General features: G+C 59.6%; 17 protein-coding genes. All 17 read right to left on the bottom strand.

Annotated features, from left to right (window positions below):
• Window positions 1–219: 219 nt before the first annotated feature.
• The gene (locus P1S46_05650) at window positions 220–612 is read right to left on the bottom strand and encodes a hypothetical protein (GenBank protein ID MDF1535974.1); all 393 of its coding nucleotides are present in this window, start codon (window positions 610–612) and stop codon (window positions 220–222) included.
• Between the two features lie 171 nt (window positions 613–783).
• A complete protein-coding gene (locus P1S46_05645) occupies window positions 784–2451 on the bottom strand; it encodes a hypothetical protein (GenBank protein ID MDF1535973.1) in 1668 nt (555 codons plus the stop codon).
• The gene (locus tag P1S46_05640) at window positions 2452–2892 is read right to left on the bottom strand and encodes a hypothetical protein (GenBank protein MDF1535972.1); all 441 of its coding nucleotides are present in this window, start codon (window positions 2890–2892) and stop codon (window positions 2452–2454) included.
• Entirely contained in the window at window positions 2885–4315 is a 1431-nt protein-coding gene (gene purF / locus P1S46_05635; protein MDF1535971.1) for an amidophosphoribosyltransferase, read from the bottom strand. The genes P1S46_05640 and purF overlap by 8 nt, the downstream gene beginning before the upstream one ends.
• A gap of 344 nt (window positions 4316–4659) precedes the next feature.
• The gene (locus tag P1S46_05630) at window positions 4660–5478 is read right to left on the bottom strand and encodes a phosphoribosylformylglycinamidine synthase subunit PurQ (protein MDF1535970.1); all 819 of its coding nucleotides are present in this window, start codon (window positions 5476–5478) and stop codon (window positions 4660–4662) included.
• Between the two features lie 109 nt (window positions 5479–5587).
• On the bottom strand, window positions 5588–8566 hold the full coding sequence (gene purL / locus P1S46_05625; GenBank protein MDF1535969.1) for a phosphoribosylformylglycinamidine synthase subunit PurL: 2979 nt from the start codon (window positions 8564–8566) through the stop codon (window positions 5588–5590).
• A 144-nt stretch (window positions 8567–8710) separates the two neighbouring features.
• The gene (gene purB / locus P1S46_05620; protein ID MDF1535968.1) at window positions 8711–10003 is read right to left on the bottom strand and encodes an adenylosuccinate lyase; all 1293 of its coding nucleotides are present in this window, start codon (window positions 10001–10003) and stop codon (window positions 8711–8713) included.
• Between the two features lie 461 nt (window positions 10004–10464).
• Window positions 10465–11235, bottom strand: coding sequence for an MBL fold metallo-hydrolase (locus P1S46_05615; GenBank protein ID MDF1535967.1), 771 nt, complete (start codon window positions 11233–11235; stop codon window positions 10465–10467).
• Window positions 11236–11696: 461 nt separating this feature from the next.
• Window positions 11697–12170 carry a dUTP diphosphatase gene (gene dut, locus P1S46_05610; protein MDF1535966.1) on the bottom strand — a complete coding sequence of 158 codons (474 nt, stop codon included), beginning with the start codon at window positions 12168–12170 and terminating at the stop codon, window positions 11697–11699.
• Window positions 12154–13425: a pitrilysin family protein gene (locus P1S46_05605; protein MDF1535965.1), complete on the bottom strand. Its 1272-nt coding sequence runs from the start codon at window positions 13423–13425 to the stop codon at window positions 12154–12156. Before P1S46_05605 ends, dut begins: the two co-directional genes overlap by 17 nt.
• A gap of 16 nt (window positions 13426–13441) precedes the next feature.
• Entirely contained in the window at window positions 13442–15556 is a 2115-nt protein-coding gene (gene pnp, locus P1S46_05600) for a polyribonucleotide nucleotidyltransferase (protein ID MDF1535964.1), read from the bottom strand.
• 34 nt (window positions 15557–15590) lie between these two features.
• Window positions 15591–15860, bottom strand: a complete 270-nt coding sequence (gene rpsO / locus P1S46_05595) for a 30S ribosomal protein S15 (GenBank protein MDF1535963.1) — start codon at window positions 15858–15860, stop codon at window positions 15591–15593.
• A 38-nt stretch (window positions 15861–15898) separates the two neighbouring features.
• Entirely contained in the window at window positions 15899–16864 is a 966-nt protein-coding gene (gene truB, locus P1S46_05590; protein MDF1535962.1) for a tRNA pseudouridine(55) synthase TruB, read from the bottom strand.
• Window positions 16848–17210, bottom strand: coding sequence for a 30S ribosome-binding factor RbfA (gene rbfA, locus P1S46_05585; GenBank protein MDF1535961.1), 363 nt, complete (start codon window positions 17208–17210; stop codon window positions 16848–16850). Before rbfA ends, truB begins: the two co-directional genes overlap by 17 nt.
• A gap of 77 nt (window positions 17211–17287) precedes the next feature.
• Complete coding sequence (locus tag P1S46_05580) at window positions 17288–17569, bottom strand: DUF503 domain-containing protein (protein ID MDF1535960.1); 282 nt, start codon at window positions 17567–17569, stop codon at window positions 17288–17290.
• A gap of 206 nt (window positions 17570–17775) precedes the next feature.
• On the bottom strand, window positions 17776–20400 hold the full coding sequence (gene infB, locus P1S46_05575; GenBank protein MDF1535959.1) for a translation initiation factor IF-2: 2625 nt from the start codon (window positions 20398–20400) through the stop codon (window positions 17776–17778).
• Window positions 20397–21002: a DUF448 domain-containing protein gene (locus P1S46_05570; protein MDF1535958.1), complete on the bottom strand. Its 606-nt coding sequence runs from the start codon at window positions 21000–21002 to the stop codon at window positions 20397–20399. Before P1S46_05570 ends, infB begins: the two co-directional genes overlap by 4 nt.
• Window positions 21003–21213: the final 211 nt, after the last annotated feature.

The raw sequence follows: 21213 nt of genomic DNA, 5'->3' as shown, positions 1-21213 counted from the left end.
CGTAAGGAAACCGAAAACCACGCTTTTCGGTTTCCGTTGAGCGAAAGGTCCCGCCAGGACCGTTCGCGACCCTTCCACAGCAGCCGCGCCTGGGAAGGGCGCCCGGATCGATGACCGGAAAGCATGTCAGCGATCCGTAAGGAAACCGAAAACCACGCTTTTCGGTTTCCGTTGAGCGAAAGGTCCCGCCAGGACCGTTCGCGACCCTTCCAATAGCCCCTATCTGAAGAGGGGCAGGTTCAGGATCCACTCGATCTCGAACAGTTCCCCCACTGTACCCAGCCCGAGCAAAAAGACGTAAAGGACCAGCATCCCCAGGAGGAGGTTCTCCTTGTTCCTGCCGAGCCAGCTGCTCTGCGGAACCCTTTTGGCAGGCGGTGGTTCTTCACGCCGGGCCTTCCCACCGACCTTTTCCGCAAGGGGCGGTGATGAGGGAGCCACCGCAGTGCTGTCGTCGAATTCCGGCTCACCGGGAGCGTCATGGAAAGACGCAATGACCTGTCCAGCCGGCTCAGCAACAGTGTCTTCCTTTTCAAAAACCGACCCGCCGGGCTGCAGAAGCTGCTCCTGGGTCTTCTTTCTCTTCTTTATTTCCCGTTTTCTTCTGGACATAAGGGTTTCCTGTCATGAAACTCGTGTTGTGCTGAGAACTATGTGCTACGTGCCAGGTAAAGCAAAATCAGTTCTTAGATCTCAGTGCCTGGTACTTTGCACTTGGTACTCAGGACTTGGTACTTGGTACTTGGTCTCATCAGGTCGCCGAGACCTGATGAGACAAATATATCACCTGCCGGCCTTCTGTTCCAGCTTCAAAAGGGCCTTACGGCCGGCCGCCGTGCCCTCCTTGTCCACGTAACTCCTTACGGCCGGGATAACTGACAAGTCACCCAGTTCCCCGATGATCAGGACTGCCCGATCCTTGAGCTCCAGGGACTGCAGAGGTGAGATGAGAACCTCCATGAGGGTGCCCAGGGCGGGCTCCCCGATGAGAAATATGGCTTTACGGGCCTCCGCTTCGAGGGAGGGGACGGTCAACTTGCCCACAAGGAGAGGCACCGCCGTCTCGTCGCCAAGCAGTCCAAAATGCCTGATGGCCTCCACCGGATCCTTGCCGAACTCAAGCTTTTCGGCCCAGAGTTCAAACTCGTCGATCAGGGGTATGAACTCGTCGGCCAGCCTGCTCCTGGGGTAGGCAGCGAGAAAATCCTCGTAAGCGTAGATCCTGGCCATCTCCCGGGCTCTCAGGTAACCTCTCACTTCGGCCATCCCTGAAAGGAGCGATGAACCGGGGAACCGCTGGAGAAATTGGAGAAACGCCTCTTCGGTGCCCCCTTCCCTGGCCTGTTCGAGGGTCAACAGTTCTTCCTTACGGCGGGCCTCGGGCCCGAAACGGCTGGTGGGATACTGACGCTGGAACTCCCTGAAAGCGTCGATGCTGCCGATCATCTCCACGCGCCGGAACCGTACCTCGTCAAGGGCGTCAAACACCTCTTTCCGGAAGCGGCTTGCCGGATACTTGGTTAAAAACTCCTCCATGTGGGGCTCTCCCCCCAGTTTCATGGCCTGATCGTAATCGAACTCCTCCATGGTCCTGATCAGCATACCTGATCTGACCAGGGTAAGCCTGTCCGCGGGGATCGGATCCGTGTAGGAGGAATCGGAGAACACGTCGGAGATTGTGATGACCGCGATGAGCCTGCCCCCCTCCCCGAGAACGGCGTACTGTTCACCCAGGTTGACACCATCCCTCCATCCCGCGGCGATGACCACCCGTGAGTTCAGGCTGTTGACGCGATCGACCACCCACTCGGCCGCGGCAGCGGAGGGGAAAGACAGGGCCACAAGGAGCAGAAGGACGGCGGTTGGACCGCTTCTGGTCCTTTCCTCCCCATCTCCGGAGCCTTTCGGGCTGAAACGCATGGAAATGAGCGGCTGTGCGGCGAGCCCCAGGGAAACGCAGACAGGGAAGGTCCACCTTCCCCCGATGGCCCAGTAGCAAAGGGAACCGCCCACAGCCGACGTAAGCAGGATCGCGAAGAACTTCTCGAAGAACAGGAAAGCGACGCCGCCGACCATCCCGGCCAGGAGATCCATCGAGCCGACCGTTTCAGGTGACAGAAAAACCGGCGGCGGGCCGCCAGCACCAAGGAAAGATCCCACGGCCAAAGACAGCATGACTCCTGTTCCAAAACCGCCGACGAAAGCCAGGACCTTGCGGAACTTTCTGGCAAGGAGCATCCCGGAAAAAAACAGCAGGATCATGAGCAGGAGGTTGGCGGTACCCGGATGATCCCGAAGGCCGGGCAGGCTGACGACCCGGTGGTGCAGGCCGGCCCACACCGCCAGGCCGGCGGCGCCGCCCAGGACGGAGTAAAAGTGCCTGTAAGCGGCCACCCCGAATGCCAGGAAAAAGGCGCCCGTCATGAGCACCAGCAGTTTCACGGGATCCAATCAGACCTCCGGATCGACAACGAACAGGAAACCGAGCTGCAGATGCCTCACGTCCGGTTTCCTCATGTCTACACTCGCAAAATCGGAGAGTGTCCGCACATTGTCCAGCTCCTCGATGGAATCGATGGACATCCTGGAGTGGACCAGATAGCGCCGTCCATCGACCGGGTCCGAGAACACCTCCGGTTGACGATACGTCCTGAGCCCCGTCACTTTCATACGGTAGCGGACCTCGCCGTCACCGTTACCCGTATACAGGTAGATGCGGAAGAACCCTTTCCTGTCGATCTGCCGCATCAGTCTTTTCTCGACCCAGAGGATATTGTCGTAACTCCACCCCATTTCCTGGGGGCCGTGCTCCCTGAGGTAACGCCGGCGGGTGAGAATCCCCTCGGTAGACGCGGTTTCGATGAGGGCCATGAAGGCCGCCATCTCAGACATGGGTGATCCTGGGCGCCCAGAGGGACATCTGGGCGTCATGGGAGCGGGGGAAAGCCACCGGATAATCCCCGGAAAAACACGCTTCGCAGAAACCGGCGCTGTCAGCCGGGATGTCGGGACGGATCGCCTTGCGAAGCCCCTCCAGGCTCAGGTAGCCCAGTGAGTCGGCTGTGATGTATTTCCTGATCTCTTCCACGGAATGGCTCGAGGCGATGAGTTCCTGGTGGGTGGGGGTATCGATGCCGTAGTAACAGGGGTTCATGGTGGGGGGAGAACTGATCCTCAGGTGTACCTCGGTGGCCCCCGCGTCACGGACCATCTTGACGATCTTGCGGCTCGTGGTCCCCCTGACGATGGAGTCATCGATGAGGACCACGCGCTTGCCCTTGATCGCCGCACGACAGGGGTTCAGCTTGAGTTTTACGCCGAAGTGCCTGATTGACTGGCTTGGTTCGATGAAGGTGCGGCCGATATAATGGTTGCGGATGAGCCCCCACTCACTTGGTATCCCCATCCCCTCGGAGAACCCGACGGCGGCCGGAACCCCCGAATCGGGCACCGCCACCACTACATCGGCGTTCACCGGAGCCTCCCTGGCCAGTTGAAGCCCCAGATTCTTGCGCGCCATGTACACGCTGATCCCGTCGATGATGCTGTCGGGCCTCGCGAAATAGATGAATTCGAAGATGCAGGGAGACCCTTTCATCTTCGGGAACGGGAAATAGGAGTTGACCCCGTCCCTGTCAACCATGACGATCTCACCGGGGCTTATATCCCGCACGAAGTCGGCCTCGATAAGGTCAAGCCCGCATGTTTCCGACGTGAAGATCGTGGCGTCACCCAGGCGCCCCATGGAAAGGGGCCTGAACCCCCTCGGATCCCTTACGGCGATGACTTTCGTCTCCGTCAGGATAAGGAGGGAATAGGCCCCCCTCAGCTGGTTGAGAGCTTCCACGAGACGGTCCAGGATATGCCCGCCCCTGGACCTTGCCATGAGGTGGATGATGACCTCCGTATCGGAGGACGACTGGAAAATTGCGCCGGCCTCCTCAAGATCCTGTTTGACCTCATGCGCGTTGACAAGGTTCCCGTTATGGGCGATGGCAAGGCTGCCCCGTGCGTAAGTCACTGCGATGGGCTGGATATTCTCCGCGAGGCTGTCACCGGTGGTGGAGTAGCGGTTATGGCCGATAGCCATGTTGCCGGGGAGGTTTTCCAGGACCTGGGGTGTGAAGATGTCGTTGACGAGCCCTATCTGCCCGTGACGGTAGATCCTCGTTCCATCGGTGGTGGCAATGCCGGCGCTCTCCTGGCCGCGGTGCTGAAGGGCGTGCAGCCCCAGGTAGGTCAGGTTGGCGGCTTCAGAATTCCCGTAAATGCCGAACACACCGCACTCTTCGCGAAATTTATCAAAGGGCTCCATCAGCACCTCGCAAAAACACCCCAAGTGAAAAAGAATTTGATCTCAGATCTCACATCTCAAATCTCAAAAAGGTCGTCGCTCGTTGAGCTGTGTTTTGAGTTTTGGATTTTGCGTGCTCGCTTCGCTCAGGTTCCAGTTTCGCTACACAAAAGCAATAACGCAGATGGCCGCCGATAGCGCCACCTTCCAGGCGCTGTCGCAGAGGGCCGCAGTTAAAACTGAAACATGGAACTGGTATTAGTTCATGATCTGACTGCGTAACCCTGCGGGTCATGCGGCCTACCAGCGGGCCGCCTCTGCGTAACTCTGCGTTACAGCTTATAGCTGATATGTGAATCAGGCCATCACAGCGCCTGATTCACATATTCGTACGCGTTCCGGAAAAAGGCAACCCCGCCCCCCTCATCGGGAAGCTCTTCACGGGTCCACCGCGGGTGGTTGACCCGGTGGAGGTAAGCCTCTGGGTGCGGCATGAGCCCGAAAAGAAGGCCGGACGGGGAACAGACTCCCGCAATCGCCTCCACGGAACCGTTGGGGTTGAGGGGGTACTCCATGGTCCTCTTGCCGGTCTTCGGATCCATGTATCGCACCGCCAGGAGCGCCTTATCCCTCATCCGGTCCAGGACGGTCTCGTCGGCCACGACGAACTTGCCCTCACCGTGACGGACAGGCAGGGGAACCGCCTGAAGTCCCCTGGTGAAAATGCAGGGGGAGCTGTCATCCACCAGGAGCGTCACCCATCGGTCCTCGAACCGCCCCGAATCGTTGAAGGTCAGGGAAGCTTCCTGTTCCCATCGAGCGGACAAACCCGGGAGCAGCCCCATCTTGACCATAAGCTGGAAACCGTTGCAGACACCGAGGATCGGTTTCCCCGCCTCGATAAACCGTTCGATCTGGTCGGCTACCTTTTCCGTCCCCCCCTCCACCGCGGAATACTTCATCCGGTTGGCCTGTACCTTGGCCGACCCGAGGTCATCCCCGTCCAGGAAACCGCCGGTGAGGTTGAGGAAATGATAACCGTCCAGGGTCACCTGTCCGGAAAGGATCCGGGAGATGTGGACGATATCGGCTTCGAAACCTCCCAGTCGGCACGCCTCGGCGGCCTCCCGCTCGCAGTTGGTCCCGTTGCCGGTGATGACGATGGCCTTTGGTTTTGTGCTCATTACGCACTCCATTAATTCAGACGCGGGGAGGGGGCGACGCGGCGAAAAGTACTTTCCCCGTGTCTCCGTGTCCTCGTGTCGCCGTGTCTCGTTGGCGGCCGCCGGCCGTCTAAAGATCTTTCAGCGGTTTCTGCCACGCTCCCTTGAGGGTATCGAGGTGCATGGAGATGATCTTTCGTCCGCCAAGGTTGATGGCGAGCCTGTCCCTGGCAGTCGTCACACCGATCCTGGCGAAGCTGGTTCCCTCCATGATCGACTCGAACGCCGGCGCGTTCCCGGGGGTGACTTCAACCAGGAGCCGGCTGGCCGTTTCGGAGAACAGGATCGCCTCAAGGGTGAGATCTCCGCGGACCGGGACGGAACCGAGGTCGATGTCGAGCCCCGTCTCTCCCGAGAAAGCCATTTCCGCCAGGGCCACCGCAAGTCCCCCGTCAGAGCAATCGTGACAGCTTCTCAAAAGTCCCTGCTCGATGGCCCGGTGAACGCTCCTGTACCTCCGAACCGCCTCGTCGAAGGACACCCTTGGCACCTTGTTGCCCACATACCCCAGGTGAGCGTAGTACTCGGACCCTCCCATCTCGTCTGCAGTTCCTCCGAGAATGTAGATCACGTTCCCGGGCCCCTTGAGGTCCATGGTCACCGCTTTCCGTACATCGTCGATCCGTCCGATGACCGACACGAGGAGGGTCGGGGGGATGGAGATCTTTAAATCGCCCATGATGTAATCGTTCTTCATACTGTCCTTGCCGGATATCAGGGGGATTCCGTAGGCGGTGACCGCATCGTACAGACCCCGGTTGGCCCGGACAAGCTGGGCAAGCTTGTAGGTTCCGTCCGGCGTTTTTTCCGACTGGACAGGATCGCACCAGCAGAAATTATCCAGGGCCGCCGCCCATCCCGGATCACCGCCCACAGCCACGTAGTTCCTCATCGCCTCGTCCACCGCATTGGCGGCCATGTGGTAGGTATCGATGTCGCTGTAACGCGGGATTATCCCGTTGGAGACGACAATACCCTCAAAGGAGTCCAGGATCGGGCGAACCACCGCGGCGTCGGACGGCCCGTCATCGGCCGCGCCGGTGAACGGCTTGACGACGCTGCCGCCCTGGACCTCGTGGTCATAGCGCCTGACGATGGACTCCTTGGAACAGATATTCAGGCGGCTTAACAGCGCCAGCAGTAAATGGCCGGGTTCCCCCTTTTTTTCATTAACCGGCTCAGTCCTCACAGGGGGAATCCATTTCGCGTCCAGGACCATCTGGGGCACTCCGTCGTGGAGAAACTCCATGGACAGGTACCCCACCGTCCGGCCCTCGTATTTCAGGTGGAAGTAGCCCGTGTCGGTGAACTCGCCAAGATCGGTGGATTCGACCCCCATCCTCTGTGAAAGCTCCATGAACCGGTCGAGGTTCTCGGGTGGCACCGCCACGGTCATTCGCTCCTGGGCCTCGGAAATGAGGATCTCCCAGGGGTCGAGCCCGGGATATTTGAGGGGAGCCAGGTCGAGCTCCAGCATGGCCCCGCCGGTGTCCTCGGCCATTTCCCCCACCGAGGACGACAGGCCGCCGGCGCCGTTGTCGGTGATGCTGTTGTAAAGTCCCTCATCCCGGGCCTTGAGCAGAAAATCGGTCATCCGTTTCTGTGTGATCGGGTCGCCGATCTGCACAGCGGTTACCGGAGAGCCCTCGTGGAGCTCCTCCGACGAGAAGGTCGCCCCGTGGATACCGTCCTTGCCGATCCTCCCTCCCACCATGACGACCCTGTCTCCGGGAAGGGCCTTCTTTTTGTGGGAGGGCCGGCCTGTAACGGTCACAGGCATGATACCGGCCGTACCGCAGTAGACGAGGGGCTTGCCCAGGAACCGTTCGTCGAAGACCACGGCGCCGTTGACCGTGGGGATCCCGCTTTTGTTGCCCCCATGCTCGACGCCTTCCACGACCCCTTCGTAAATCCTGCGGGGATGAAGGATGCGTGGAGGGAGCGGCTCGGAGTGAAAGGGAGAGGCGAAACAGAACACGTCGGTATTGAAAAGCAGGTTCGCTCCCAGGCCCGTACCGAAGGGGTCCCTGTTCACTCCGACGATGCCGGTGAGAGCCCCGCCGTAGGGATCGAGGGCCGACGGCGAGTTGTGGGTCTCCACCTTGAAGACCAGGTTATACCTGTCGTTGAAACGGATGACCCCCGCGTTGTCCTTGAAGACCGACAGGCATATGTCGTCCGCACCCTTCTGTTCCCTGATCCTGGCAGTGGCCCCGACGATACAGGTCGCGAAAAGGGAGTCCACCGTCTCAACGTTCCCCTCCTCATCCTCGTACCTGATGAGGGCGTTGAAGATCTTGTGCTTGCAGTGCTCCGACCAGGTCTGGGCGAGCGACTCCAGCTCCACGTCAGTGGGCATGGGATCCAGCCCGACCTGCTGACGGACCTTGCGGACCCCGGGGTCGCCGTAGTGAGCCTGGATCGCCTTCATCTCCTCGAGGGAGAGGGCAAGCAGCCCTTTGCGGCTGATCCTCATGAGTTCTTCATCGTCGCCCGACAGGTCCGCTACACAGACACGTCCCCCGCCGACGATATTGACCCTGGGCACTTCGGCCGGCAGGCCGGCGCCGCGGTCGAACCGGGCAGAGGATACGACCTGCCACCTGTGGATCAGCTCGTTGGCCAGCACCCCGGAGGCAAGACGGCGAGCCGCGTCATCGTCGAGGCCACCCTTGATCCGGTACTGGAACGATGTGTAGACCCCTTCTTCCGCTGAAAGAGAACGGCCCAGGATCTGGGATACGGCTTCGCCGGCGCTTCGCCCGACGTTATCGGTCACACCGGGTTTAAAACCCACCTCGATGAGAAGGTCAAAATCTCCGGCCAGGGGCTGCCCGATGGAATACTCCTGGATCACCGGATCGGAAAGCGGTCCCGAAGCCGCCTCATCGAGCTGCTCCGGGGTAAGGCCGACATCCACGGTATACACCGCCACGGTCCGCACCGAATCCAGAGTCAGCCCGGCCAGTTCCCCGGCCTCCCGGACGATCCGTTCCCCACGGGGATCCCTGACCCCGTCCCTGTACCCTACCTCGATCCTGACAGCCACGCTCGCTCCTCCAGTCAATTACCTCGCTGAGCTCAGGTTCCGTGTTCCGTGTTCCAGGTTCCGATCCTCAACCCTCAATTTTCAATTTTCGGTTCATCCGACGAACTCCAGCTAGGAGTCTGCGTGAGGTTTTCCGACAGACTCCTAGCCGAACACCCGTTCGAAGATGATCCCGGTCCGTTTCAGGAGCCCGGCAGGATCGAAAACAGCGTCCAGTTCCCCGCTGCCGAGCCTGGAGGAAACCTCCTCGTCTTCCCTGACCAGGTCGGAAAACGCGCGGCCCGAATCGAGGGCCTGGTGGGCGTTCCTCTGGACCACGGCGTACCCCTCCTCCCTTGTCATCCCCGAATCGACCAGGGCGAGAAGCAGCGTCTGTGAGAAGGTGGTACCCCCGGAAAGGTCCATATTGGACCGCATACGGTCCGCGTTCACCACCAGTCCTTCCATCATTCCCGCGAACCGGTGCAGCATGAAATCGATGACCATGGTCGCGTCGGGGAAGATCACCCTTTCCACCGAAGAGTGGCTGATGTCCCTCTCGTGCCACAGCGGGATGTTCTCCAGGGCCGACAGGTGATAACCCCGGATGAGCCTCGCCAGGCCCGTGAGGTTTTCAGAAAGGATGGGGTTCTTCTTGTGGGGCATGGCCGAAGAGCCTTTCTGCCCCCTGGTGAACGGCTCGGAGACCTCTCCCAGCTCGGTCCTCTGGAGGTGTCGGATCTCCACGGCGAACTTCTCAATGGAAGAAGCGGCCAGAGCCAGGGCGCCCATGTACTCGGCATGGCGGTCCCGCTGGATCACCTGCGAAGCGACTTTGGCAGGGACAAGCCCCAGCCTCTCGCAGACGTGCGCCTCCACCTCAGGCGGGATATTGGAGTAGGTACCCACCGCGCCTGACAGTTTCCCCACCGCAACCTGTTCCCTGCCCCTTTTGACCCTCTCCATGGCACGCCCCAACTCCTCGTACCAGATAGCCATCTTCAGACCGAAGGTGGTCGGCTCGGCGTGCATGCCGTGGGAGCGTCCCATCATCACCGTGTCTTTATGCGCCAACCCCTGCCTGCGCACCGCCTGGCGTGCCCTTTCGAACCCTTCCAGGATCAGATCGGCTGCCTGCGCCAGCTGAACGGCGAAAGAGGTATCCAGCACGTCGGAGCTTGTCATCCCCATGTGGATGAACCGGGATTCAGGACCCACCTTTTCCGCTACAGAGGTAAGGAACGCAATGACATCGTGTTTGACCTCGAGCTCGATCTCATCGATGCGGGCAACGTCGAAAGCGGCTTTCCCGATGATGCACTCAAGGGCCGCGTCGGGGATCCTGCCGAGCCGGCTCCACGCCTCACACGCGGCGATCTCCACATCGAGCCAGATTCGGAACCGGTTCTCCGGTTCCCATATGGCCGCCATTTCAGGTCTTGTGTAACGGGGGATCATACTAATCCTCCTTGGTTAATTCAAAATCCAGAACGATTAAAAGCCAGCTTACCACAGTGCGGCCACCTGAAGGCCGCTCCACAGTGAATGCCTTTCAGGGTTTGATGGCATACGCCTGAGCTCTACCCCCGATTCCCAGCTTTTCTCTGTGTTCTCCCGCCTTCGCGTAAAGCCACGGTGGACAAGCTGCCTGCCAGCCATAGCTCATGCCAGTGAGCGACGGCTGGTGATCTGTGTGGTGAAATCCTTGCTCTGGTGCTGCAAAGCTATCATGCGTTGCAGCTTTTGAACCTTGAGATTGCCACGTCGCTCTCGCCCCTGGCGTAGTCACCCCCATCCCGGTCTTCCCCCCTCAAGGGGGAAGAAGAACAAGGAAAGTAGCTACTTTATGCTCTCAATGACGGCGCACTGGACGTTGGACTGGCCCCTCTGCACCCTGCACTTCGCACCCTGCACTCCGATCATGGTTCCAGAACGATGATCGGCGTCGGTTCCGCCTGGCGGCCCACGGTAAGCCGGGTCCCGTTTCCGTAACCGGCTACCGTCTCGGCTGCCGCGAGCGCCCGATCGGGACAGTTATTCACCTCGCTCAAGTGGCCCAGGATAACGTGCTGCAGGTCCGTGTGGATGAGTTCGCTTAGAAACCTCGCGGAATGGTCGTTGGACAGGTGCCCCAGACGGCCCTGGATCCTCTGTTTGAGGAACCACGGGTAAGGCCCATCCAGCAACATCCGCTCTTCGTAGTTGAACTCGAGGAGGAGCATATCACATCCGGTGAGCCGTTCCCGGACAAGGGCGTTCACGCTGCCCAGGTCCGTTGCGACTCCCATCCGGATCCCGTACCCCTGGACCACGTACCCGACCGGGTCGGCCGCGTCATGGGGTAGCGGAAAAGGTACCACTGAAAAACCGGCGGCGTCAAAAGGGATACCTGGAGTGATGGGAATTTCTCTGATACCGGGGGGAAGGTGGGCCGCCGCCAGGGTGTCGCGGGTAGCGTAGACAGGTATCCCGAGGCGTTTTGCCAGTACCCTGACACCACGCAGATGGTCCGAGTGATCGTGGGTTACCAGGATCGCCCTGAGACGGCCCGGATCAACACCCACGATCTCCATGCGCCGGACGAGTTCCCTGGCGCTCAAACCCGCATCGACAGCCAGAGCCCCTTCAGGACCGTCGATGAGCAGGGAGTTGCCCTTGCTCCCGCTCGCCAGAGAGGATACGCGAATCAACTTTACAGATCTCCTTTATCAGTAAGTTTATTCGCGAGCGCGAAGATCGAAGATCGAAGCGCGAAGGAAGACTTTCTCTTCGGACATCGCACTTTGCGCTTCGCTCCGGGACGGACTGTGCTTTGCGCCCTAGCAGCGTGTCGGAAAACCGTGACACGCTGCGTAAAAGTTTGTCGGAAAAACGCTTATAATATTTTTTCTTCATATCAACCGATGATAAAGTAGTCGGTGAAGATGGTAAGTCACTGTTAACACAATGTATTATATAAAATACTGGACCAAGATCACATCTTCCGACAAACTCTATCCAGGAGTCTGTGCTCTGCCTGTCTAACCAGACAGGCAGGTTCTCCGACAGACTCCTAGCCCGCATAATTCATGATGCTTATAGTGCCATTCCCATTTATCTTTAATTGCCACACAGTTAGCGGACATCTCATTTGCATCATGAATAATGCGGGCTAGGACGTCCCTGTACTCCCGAACCCGCCGTCTCCCCGGCCGGTCGGGGGAAGCTGATCGACGGTGCGGACATCGGCGTGCACCGCCGGCACGATCACCATCTGGGCCACCCTCATTCCGCGCCGGATGATGAACGGTTCCGTTCCCATGTTGAGAAGAATGACCTTCACTTCCCCCCTGTAATCGGGATCGATGGTCCCGGGCGCGTTGGGAACGATAATGCCGTTGTTGACCGCCAACCCGCTTCTGGGACGCACCTGGGCTTCGTACCCGGGAGGCACCGCCATCTCGAAACCGGCTGGAACGAGACCCCTCTGACCCGGTTCCAGGAGCATGTCCTGATCGACCGCGGCCGCAAGATCCATACCCACGGCCATTTCGGTGGCGTATGCCGGGAGATCGAGGCCCCGCCCGTGAGGAAGGACCTTGATGAGGATTTCGGGACCTTTCCGGCTGTTATCCCATGAGGTCACGGACCTCTTCCTCACTCACCGGGCCGATGACCGTAAGGGCCGTGGACTCTTCGACGAACAGCTCGGATGCCAACTGGCGGACCTGCTCGGAGGTCACGCTGTCGATCCCCTCGGCGATCTCCTCCGGGGAGACCTGCCGGCCGAAATAGATCTCGTTCTTGGCGAGTTGATTCATGCGGTTACCGGTGCTTTCAAGTCCCAGGAGAAGGTTTCCCTTGAGCTGCTGCCTGGCTATGGTCAGTTCTTCTTCGGGCGGCCTTTCAGCCGCGAGGTTTTCCGTCTCTTCGCGGATGATCTCCAGAGCTTTGGAGAACCCCTCCCGGGAAGTACCGCAGTAGATGGTGTGCAGCCCGGCATCCTGGTAAGTGGAGTGGTAGCTGTACACGGAATAGGCCAGGCCTTGTTCTTCGCGTATCTTCTGGAACAGCCTCGAACTCATCCCACCGCCCAGCAGGGTGTTGAGCAGGTACATGGCATAACGCTTTTCATGGGTAGCGGGCAGCCCGTTGTAGCCCACGCAGAAATGGATCTGCTCCACCGGCTTTTCGAGAACACAGATACCCGGCGTGGGCCGGGGGGCCGATCGGAGTACCGGGGAGGTACCGGGCTCGAGTTCTCCGAAGATGCTCCCGATCCGATCGATCAGATCGTTTGAATCCACCGCCCCCGAGGCGGTGATGAGCATCTGTTCGGGACGGTAATGGGATCGGTGAAAATCCAGTACGTTTCCACTTCCAATGGCCAGCAGGGAGTCCCGGGTACCCAGGACGGGCCACCCGATGCCCTGGCCGGCCCAGAACTCGCGGCAGTGGAGGTCGTGCACGAGGTCATCGGGCGTATCCTCCACCATGGATATCTCCTGGAGGATCACGTCCTTTTCCTTAACGAGGTCGTCGCCGGCGAACAGGGAATTGAGGGTGATGTCCGACAGGACGTCCAGGGCCTGCGTCAGGCTTTCACCCAGCACCCTGGCGTAAAAACAGGTGAACTCCTTGCTCGTGAACGCGTTGAGAGAACCGCCCAGGGAATCGATCTCCAGGGCGATCTGCTTTGCGGTCCTGCGGGAAGTCCCCTTGAATACAAGGTGTTCGATGAAATGGCTGATGCCGGACTGGATCTCGGTCTCGTCTCTGGAACCGATGAGGACCCAGACACCTACGCTGACAGAGGAAAACTCCTTCAGGGGCTCGACGAGGACAGTGAGCCCGTTGGGAAGGTTTTCCCTGACAACGCCGGCGCCTGATCTGGCACTCATCGACGGGAGGAGGTGGTCACCTGGGATCCGGTTTGCCGCCGGTTCCCAGTTCCCTTTCCGCCTCCTTCATGCTCAGACGGATCTTGCCGTCACGGTCGATGTCAAGGACCTTGACGTTGACCACGTCCCCTTCCTTTACCACGTCCTCGACCTTGGCGACGCGGTGTTCGGCAAGCTGGGAGATATGAACCAGTCCGTCCGTTCCGGACACGATCTCGACGAAAGCGCCGAAGTCGAGGACTTTCTTCACGGTGCCCCTGTAGATCCTGCCGATCTCGGGCTCCTCGACGATGGCCTGGATCATGGCGATGGCCCGCTGGGCTGCTTCCTCGTCCACCGAGGCGATGAGAACGGTCCCGTTGTCCTCGACCTCGATCTTGACTCCGGTCTGCTCGACGATAGAGCGGATCACCTTGCCCCCGGGGCCGATGATCTCGCGGATTTTGTCAGGTTTGACGTGAATGGTGATGATGCGGGGCGCATGGGGTGAAATGGACTCGCGGTGGGTCTTGAGTGCCTTGTCCATCTCTCCCAGGATGTGTTCCCGTCCGTCCCTGGCCTGATTCAGTGCGCGTGCCATGAGTTCACGGCTGATACCGGCCACCTTGAGGTCCATCTGGAAAGCGGTGATACCGTCCCGTGTACCGGCCACCTTGAAATCCATGTCGCCCAGGTGATCTTCAGCGCCGAGGATATCGGAAAGGACGACCGATTTTGCCGGGGTGTAGATCAGCCCCATGGCGATCCCGGCTACAGCTTTTTTTACGGGGACGCCCGCGTCCATGAGGGACAGGCTGCCGCCGCACACCGTAGCCATGGAAGAGGACCCGTTGGACTCGAGGACCTCCGACACGATACGGATGGTGTACGGGAAATCCTCCCTGCCCGGCAGGGTAGACATCAGGCTCCTCTGGGCGAGGTTGCCGTGGCCGATCTCCCGGCGTGCCGGGCCCCTCAGGAACTTGGCTTCACCCGTTGAGAAAGGCGGGAAGTTGTAGTGGAGCATGAACTTGCGCCGGTAATCCTTCTCGAGGGAGTCCATGATCTGTTCGTCATCCTTCGTCCCGAGGGTGGTAACAGCCAGAGCCTGCGTCTCACCCCTGGTGAACAGGGCGCTCCCGTGGGCTCTGGGAAGGACTCCGACTTCACATGTGATGGGGCGAACCTGATCGGGGCTGCGCCCGTCGATCCTCCTGTTCTCCTCGAGGACCATGGAGCGCATGAGATCCTTTTCCAGGGACCTCAGGATATCCGCGACCTCACCGGCTGCGGCTCCACCATTCTCGGCGGCTGCGTAGGGCTCCATGACCTTCTCGCGGATCCCCTTGATCTGGGATTTCCGTTCCTTCTTGTCGGCGATCCGGAGCGCCTCGGCTATCTTGTCACGGCAGGCGTCCTGGACCGTGCGGACGAGGGATTCGTCCACGGCAGCCGCGGCGAAATTCCACTTCTCCTTACCGGCGGCAGAGCGGAGCTGGTTCTGGAGGTCGATGATCTCGATGATGTGGGTATGCGCGAATTCGAGAGCGCCGAGCATCTCATCTTCGGAGATCTCCTTCGCCTCGCCCTCCACCATCATGACAGCCTCCCTTGTCCCCGCGACGATCAGGTCCATGGTGCTGTTTTCAAGCTGGGTGAATGTCGGGTTTAGGATGTATTCACCGTCTACCAGACCCACGCGGACAGCGCCCACGGTCCGGTCAAAGGGAACATCGGAAACCATGAGCGCCGCTGAAGAGGCGACCAGGGAGACGATGTCGGCATCGTTCTCCTTGTCCACCGAGAGGATGTTGATGATAACCTGGGTCTCGTGGCTGAACCCTTGCGGGAACAGGGGTCTTATGGACCGGTCGATGAGACGGCTGGCGAGGGTGTCCTTTTCTGTGGGACGACCCTCACGCTTAAAAAAGCCGCCGGGGATCTTGCCGGCGGCATAGGTCTTCTCCTGATAATTGACAGTGAGGGGGAGAAAATCAACACCTTCCCTGGGTTCGGGCATGGCCACCACGGTCGCAAGGACCACGGTGTCGGCGTATCGGGCCCAAACTGAGCCGCTCGCCTGCCGGGCCACGGCACCGGTCTCGAGGGTGATGGTTCTCCCGCCCCATTCCAGCTGAACCTGACTTTTCATTAGGGCACTCCTTGAGTATGGGGACAGGCAGAGATTATCTGCGCAGGCCGAGCTTCTTGACGATCTCGCGATACCTCTCGATATCCCGGGACCTGAGATAGTTGAGCAGACGCCTGCGGCGGCCGACAAGCTTGAGGAGCCCCACCCGGGAGTGGTGATCCTTCTTGTGGACCTTGAAATGCTCGGTAAGTTCCTCGATCCGCTTGCTTAAAAGAGCAACCTGTACCTCGGACGAACCGGTATCAGTTTGGTGCTGCCGGTTATCACCGATGATCTCCCGCTTCGATTCGCTGTTGAGCGGCATATTAAATCCTCCTTCCGAAAATTAAGTTTAATATATTATCATTTATCAGTTTGTTTTAAAAGTTCTTTGAGGTTCGGCTCGAGGACCCTGATGGGTCCCAGGTACTGTTCACCGTCCCTGCTGCGTACCGTGGCTACTGCTATGAGCCGGCCCTTTCTCGTTATGGAAACGAGCCCCTTCCGGATGCCGTTCGGGCACGGGACGTCCTTGCCTCCCGCCAGCTGTATCAGCGCTTCGTCAGCAAGCTCAACCGACGGAAAACGGAGGCCTCCGGCAGCGGCCCTCAGCCACCTGGCCGGTTCCGGGTCGGAGGTGACCTGATCGAGAGAAACGGCCTCCTCCAGAGGGAAAGCGCCGCTGCTGAACCGGACCAGCGATTCCATGCACCCCCCCACACCGAGATCCCGGCCGATGTCGTGGCAAAGGGTCCTCATGTAGGTACCCTTGGAACATACGACCTGAAGGGAAGCTACCGGCGGATCCCAGCCGGTGAGATCCAGCCGGCGGATCTGAACCTCCCGCGGCTCGACCTCAATGCGGACCCCTTTGCGGGCCAACCGGTACAGGGGCTGCCCTGCGCGCTTGACCGCCGAAAAGGAAGGCGGGACCTGCTTGAACTGCCCCCTGTAAGCGGCCAGGGCCTTTTCCAGTTCTTCACGACCGACACCGGAGGGATCCGCTCCTGACAGGATCTGCCCCGTAATGTCCTGGGTGTCGGTTTCCATCCCGAGCCGGAGGGTCAGGTGGTACTCCTTGTCATCCTCCTGGAGGTACTGCGCGATCCGGGTAGCTGATCCCACCAGGAGCACGAGAACTCCCGAAGCGATGGGATCGAGAGTGCCGGCGTGTCCCACCTGCCGGGTCCCGAACACCTTCCTCACCTTCTGCACCACGTCGTGGGAGGTCAGTCCGACCGGTTTGTCGACCACCAGGATCCCCTGGTGCACCGAAATCCGGTTATCTGTCTTTTTCCGTCTGAAACCCAGCTTAGCTGCCCTCTTCATCGATCACCTGGAGAATTTTCGCGATCTTCATGCTGTAATCCAGATTCCTGTCGAACTGGAAGGTCAGCTTGGGGATGAACCTGAGCCGGAGCCTTTTTCCAAGCAGCCGCTGAATGTGACCGCCCGCCCGCTGCAGTCCTTCCGTCACCTGCTCGGCCTCGGCGGTCCGGTCCAGCACCCCGAAATAGACCGTGGCAAGTTTGAGGTCATCGGTCACCTCGACCCGGGTGATCGTCACCTCGCCGATACCGGGATCCTTGGTCTCACGAAAGAGGATCTCCGATATCTCGTGCTTGAGCAGTTCGCTCACGCGGTCGGCTCTTTTGTAGTCAAAATAACGGCTCATAATAAACAGTAGTCAGTAGTCAGCAGTCAGATAAAGTCAAAAACGTCTGAAATCTGGCTACTGGCTACTGAAATCTCCTAAATGATCTCCACTTCCACATCCATCACTTCGGCCAGATGCCAGGACTCGATCCTGTCAAGTATCTTCTGCAGGGCTCCATCAGCGTAATCCCTGTCAGGGGACACGATGGCCACGGCCATCCCCGCCTTTTGCCAGAGGTCCTGGAACTGGACCTCAGCCACCGAAACGTTGAACTGGGATCGCAGACGATCCTTCAGACTCCGGAGAACCCGTCTTTTCCCCTTCAGGGAACCGTTCCCGGGCAGGTAAAGGGTGAAGTGGAGGACACCGATGACCACAGGCAGGATCTTCCTACTTTAGAATCGCGTATGAAAGGCGCGATTCTAAAGTTGATGGACTCGCAAAAAGTCCATCAACGCACCCCGCGCGGGGTGCCCAAATCAATGACCCGTCCCGCAAGTCATTGATTTGTAAGGAAAGGGAAAACGACGCTTTTCCCTTTCCGTTGAGCAAAAAGTCCCGGATTGGACTTTTTGCGACTCTATCAAAGTTTGGCCTCCTGTTCGATCATGACGTAGTTTTCGAGGATATCGCCCGGTTTGACGTCGTTAAAGTTCTCGAGACCGATGCCGCACTCGTAGCCGGAAGCCACCTCACGCACATCGTCCTTGAACCGCCTGAGGGAGTCGATCTTCCCGTCCTGGACGACGACACCGTCGCGGACCACCCGGACCTGGGCATTTCTCCTGATAAGGCCGTCCAGGACGTAACACCCGGCAATGGTCCCGACCTTGGGGACGTGGAACGTCTCGCGGATCTCGGCGCGGCCGAGGACCTCCTCGAGGAATACGGGAGCCAGGAGCCCCGTGAGAGCGTCCCTGATATCCTTTACAATATCGTAGATGACGTTGTAGAACCTCACGTCCACCTGTTCCCTGCGGATCGCTTCCAACGCCTTGTTGTCGGGACGCACGTTAAAACCGATGATGATGGCGTTGGAGGCGGAAGCCAGCATGACGTCCCCTTCGTTGATGCCCCCGGTCCCCTCGTGGATGACCTTCACCCTCACCTCATCAGTGGCCTGTTTCATGAGGGAATCACGAATAGCTCCAACCGAACCCTGGACATCAGCCTTGAGGACAACGCTGAGGTCCTTGACCTCACCCTCCTGGATCCGGGTGAAAAGGTCCTCGAGGGTCACCTTCTTGTGGCTGGCCTTTGCAGCATCCAATACGGTTTCACGCATCTGGGCGATCCGCTTGGCTTTGAGCTCGTCCGTGAAAACGACGAACGGTTCGCCGGCCCGGGGCACACCACCGAGCCCCTGGACTTCCACGGGAACCGACGGCCCTGCCTCCACAATTTTCTTGCCCCGGCCGTCCAGCATGGCGCGAACCCGGCCCATGACCGTTCCGGCTACCATGAGGTCACCGGGCCTGAGCGTTCCCTTCTGGACCAGCAAGGTAGCCACGGGCCCCTTGCCCTTGTCCAGTTTCGATTCGATAACTGTCCCTCTTGCCTCCCGGTTCGGATCGGCTTTAAGCTCCAGCATCTCTGCCTGGAGAAGGATGAGGTCCATCAGATCGTCCATCCCCTCCCTCTTTTTGGCAGACACCTTGCAAAACAGGCTGTCGCCGCCCCACTCTTCCGACACGACACCGTGGTCGGAAAGCTCTCTCATGACCCGATCCGCATCCGCCTCGGGCTTGTCCATCTTGTTGACAGCGACGAGGATGGGCACGTTGGCGGCCTTGGCGTGGTCGATGGCCTCGATGGTCTGGGGTTTCACTCCATCATCGGCCGCGACAACCAGGACCACGATGTCGGTGACCTGAGCGCCGCGGGATCGCATGGCGGTAAACGCCTCGTGACCGGGCGTGTCGAGGAAGACAAGCTGTCCCTTCTTGTGGCGGACGAGGTGGGCTCCGATGTGCTGGGTGATCCCGCCGGCCTCGCCCGATACCACGTCGGTTTCCCTGACAGCGTCAAGCAGGGAGGTCTTCCCGTGATCGACGTGCCCCATGACAGTAACCACCGGAGGCCTCGGGACAAGGTTCTCCTTCCTATCCGGATCTTCCTTGAGCAGATCGTCGATGGAGTGAGCCTTGACTTCGACCTCGAAACCGAGCTCGCTGGCCACCAGGCCTGCCGTATCAGGATCAAGGGTCTGGTTAATGGTTGCCATGATCCCCAGCTGGAACAGGACCTTGATGATCTCGGAGGCCTTGGTGCCGGTGATCCCGGCCAGGCTGCTGACGGTGAGCCCCGGGGTGATACGGATGGTCTTTTGAACCGACTTGGCGCTTTCAACGGGCATTTCGGCTTCCATCTCGCCCCGATCCCGCCTCTTCGGCTTCCTCCCCCTCCTCCTCATGGGCTGTTCTTTCCGGCGAACGGGCTGGGGAGTGGCCGTGTGTTTTATCTCCACCACTTTGAGGGTGGGCTCGTCCACGTCGGCCGTCTCATCCAGGAGGGCGTCCACATCCTCAACATCCTCGATGAGCGCCTTGCGCGATGGCTTGCGGCCCTTTTTGGCCCCGGGCTTTCTGGAAACATCTTCCTCGTCTTCGGCTTTCCCTTTCTTGCCCTTCCCCCTGGCATCCTCGACCGGGGTTTCCACCGATTTGACCGGCTTGGCCTGCTGAATGACCTTGTGAGTGGGGATCTCGGTACCGATATTGGAAAGATTCTTTTCGATAGTGAGGGTCGTGAGGGGGATCTGCCGTTTTTGGCGCTTTAGCTCCCCGAGTTCCTCCTCGGAAAGCTCAACCGGCTTCAGAGCTTCCTCGCCCTGGGCCGCAGGCTCCTCCTGGGCGGCTGCGGTTTCTACTTCGGCAGGCGCCACTTCTTCACCTGCAGGCTGGGCTTCCTCTTCAGGAAGGTCCGATTCCGGGACCTCTTCAGGCTCTCCCTCTTCGGGAGCCGCCTCCATGCGGACCTCGACTTCCGCCTCACCCTTTCGAACAGAGACGATCCTCCGCTTGGAGGATTCCTCCCGTTCCCTGGGTGGGGAATGGGTCAGCATGTCACTGACCATGTCCACCAGTGAACGGTCCACGCTGCTGGTAACATTGACGACATCAAAGCCCATTGATTTGAGCTGTGAGAAGAGCTCATCGGGATTTATCCCGTATTCCTGGGCGAGCTCATCTACCCGAACCGTGCTCATTTATCTGAACCTCCCTGATTCAAAACCCTGTAATAGCGGTCCAAAGATTCGTCTATCGCCGCGGAAATACCGGCGTCCTTGACGAGGACAGCGCTTCTGGGGCTCTTCCCAAGAGCGTCACCAAGTTCCATCTTGCTCATGGCGACACGAAAGGGCACCGATGCCGCCATAAATCTTTTCTGGACCTTCTCCGAGATGTCCCCCGAGGCGTCGGCAGCCACAAGTCCGAACCACTCTTTATCCGGCCGTCTTCTCAACTCCCCTTCGACGAGGGTCGTCCCGGAAACGAACCGTCCGCTCTTTTTCGCCTGTCCCAGCAGGGAAAGCACCCTGCGATGGTACCCCTGGGCAACGGCACTGCGGATCCGATCCGGGCCCTCTTTTCCGGCCGGAACCTTCAGGGAGGCCCAGAGCCTGCCACGGGCCGCCTTGTCGATGCAGCCGCGATCCGGACACACATAAGCGCCCCTCGAGGGGAGATTTCCCTTGAGATCAGGGATCACCTGTCCCGTCGGGTCGGCCACGATACGGACCATTTCCCCTTTTTCTTTCCGCTCACTGCAGCCGGTGCAGGTCCTGACGGGACTCGGACGCCGGGTCACAGGCACCTCACCGTCGTTCTCCCCGCCGGTCCCGTCGCCGTCAGTTCTGGCGGCTCACTCGTCAACCTCTTCAGTACCCTCATCCGGTTCCGGGGCCTCATTTTCCACGGCTTCCTCGGTTGAACCTTGATAGAGTCGCAAAAAGTCCAGTCGGGACTTTTCCTGGCTCATTAATGTCCTGGGGAAAGGGAAAAGCGTCGTTTTCCCTTTC

This window comes from bacterium, assembly GCA_029210545.1.
In the GTDB taxonomy this organism is placed as follows: Bacteria; BMS3Abin14; BMS3Abin14; order BMS3Abin14; family BMS3Abin14; genus JARGFV01.
This window is presented reverse-complemented; position numbering and strand designations above follow the sequence as displayed.

What these genes read in the sequence shown, in the direction of transcription:
- P1S46_05650 (MDF1535974.1), bottom strand. Translation starts at nt 612, where the DNA reads ATGTCCAGAAGAAAACGGGAAATAAAGAAGAGAAAGAAGACCCAGGAG.
- P1S46_05640 (MDF1535972.1), bottom strand. Translation starts at nt 2,892, where the DNA reads ATGTCTGAGATGGCGGCCTTCATGGCCCTCATCGAAACCGCGTCTACC.
- purF (MDF1535971.1), bottom strand. Translation starts at nt 4,315, where the DNA reads ATGGAGCCCTTTGATAAATTTCGCGAAGAGTGCGGTGTGTTCGGCATT.
- P1S46_05630 (MDF1535970.1), bottom strand. Translation starts at nt 5,478, where the DNA reads ATGAGCACAAAACCAAAGGCCATCGTCATCACCGGCAACGGGACCAAC.
- purB (MDF1535968.1), bottom strand. Translation starts at nt 10,003, where the DNA reads ATGATCCCCCGTTACACAAGACCTGAAATGGCGGCCATATGGGAACCG.
- P1S46_05605 (MDF1535965.1), bottom strand. Translation starts at nt 13,425, where the DNA reads ATGAGTGCCAGATCAGGCGCCGGCGTTGTCAGGGAAAACCTTCCCAAC.
- pnp (MDF1535964.1), bottom strand. Translation starts at nt 15,556, where the DNA reads ATGAAAAGTCAGGTTCAGCTGGAATGGGGCGGGAGAACCATCACCCTC.
- rpsO (MDF1535963.1), bottom strand. Translation starts at nt 15,860, where the DNA reads ATGCCGCTCAACAGCGAATCGAAGCGGGAGATCATCGGTGATAACCGG.
- truB (MDF1535962.1), bottom strand. Translation starts at nt 16,864, where the DNA reads ATGAAGAGGGCAGCTAAGCTGGGTTTCAGACGGAAAAAGACAGATAAC.
- rbfA (MDF1535961.1), bottom strand. Translation starts at nt 17,210, where the DNA reads ATGAGCCGTTATTTTGACTACAAAAGAGCCGACCGCGTGAGCGAACTG.
- infB (MDF1535959.1), bottom strand. Translation starts at nt 20,400, where the DNA reads ATGAGCACGGTTCGGGTAGATGAGCTCGCCCAGGAATACGGGATAAAT.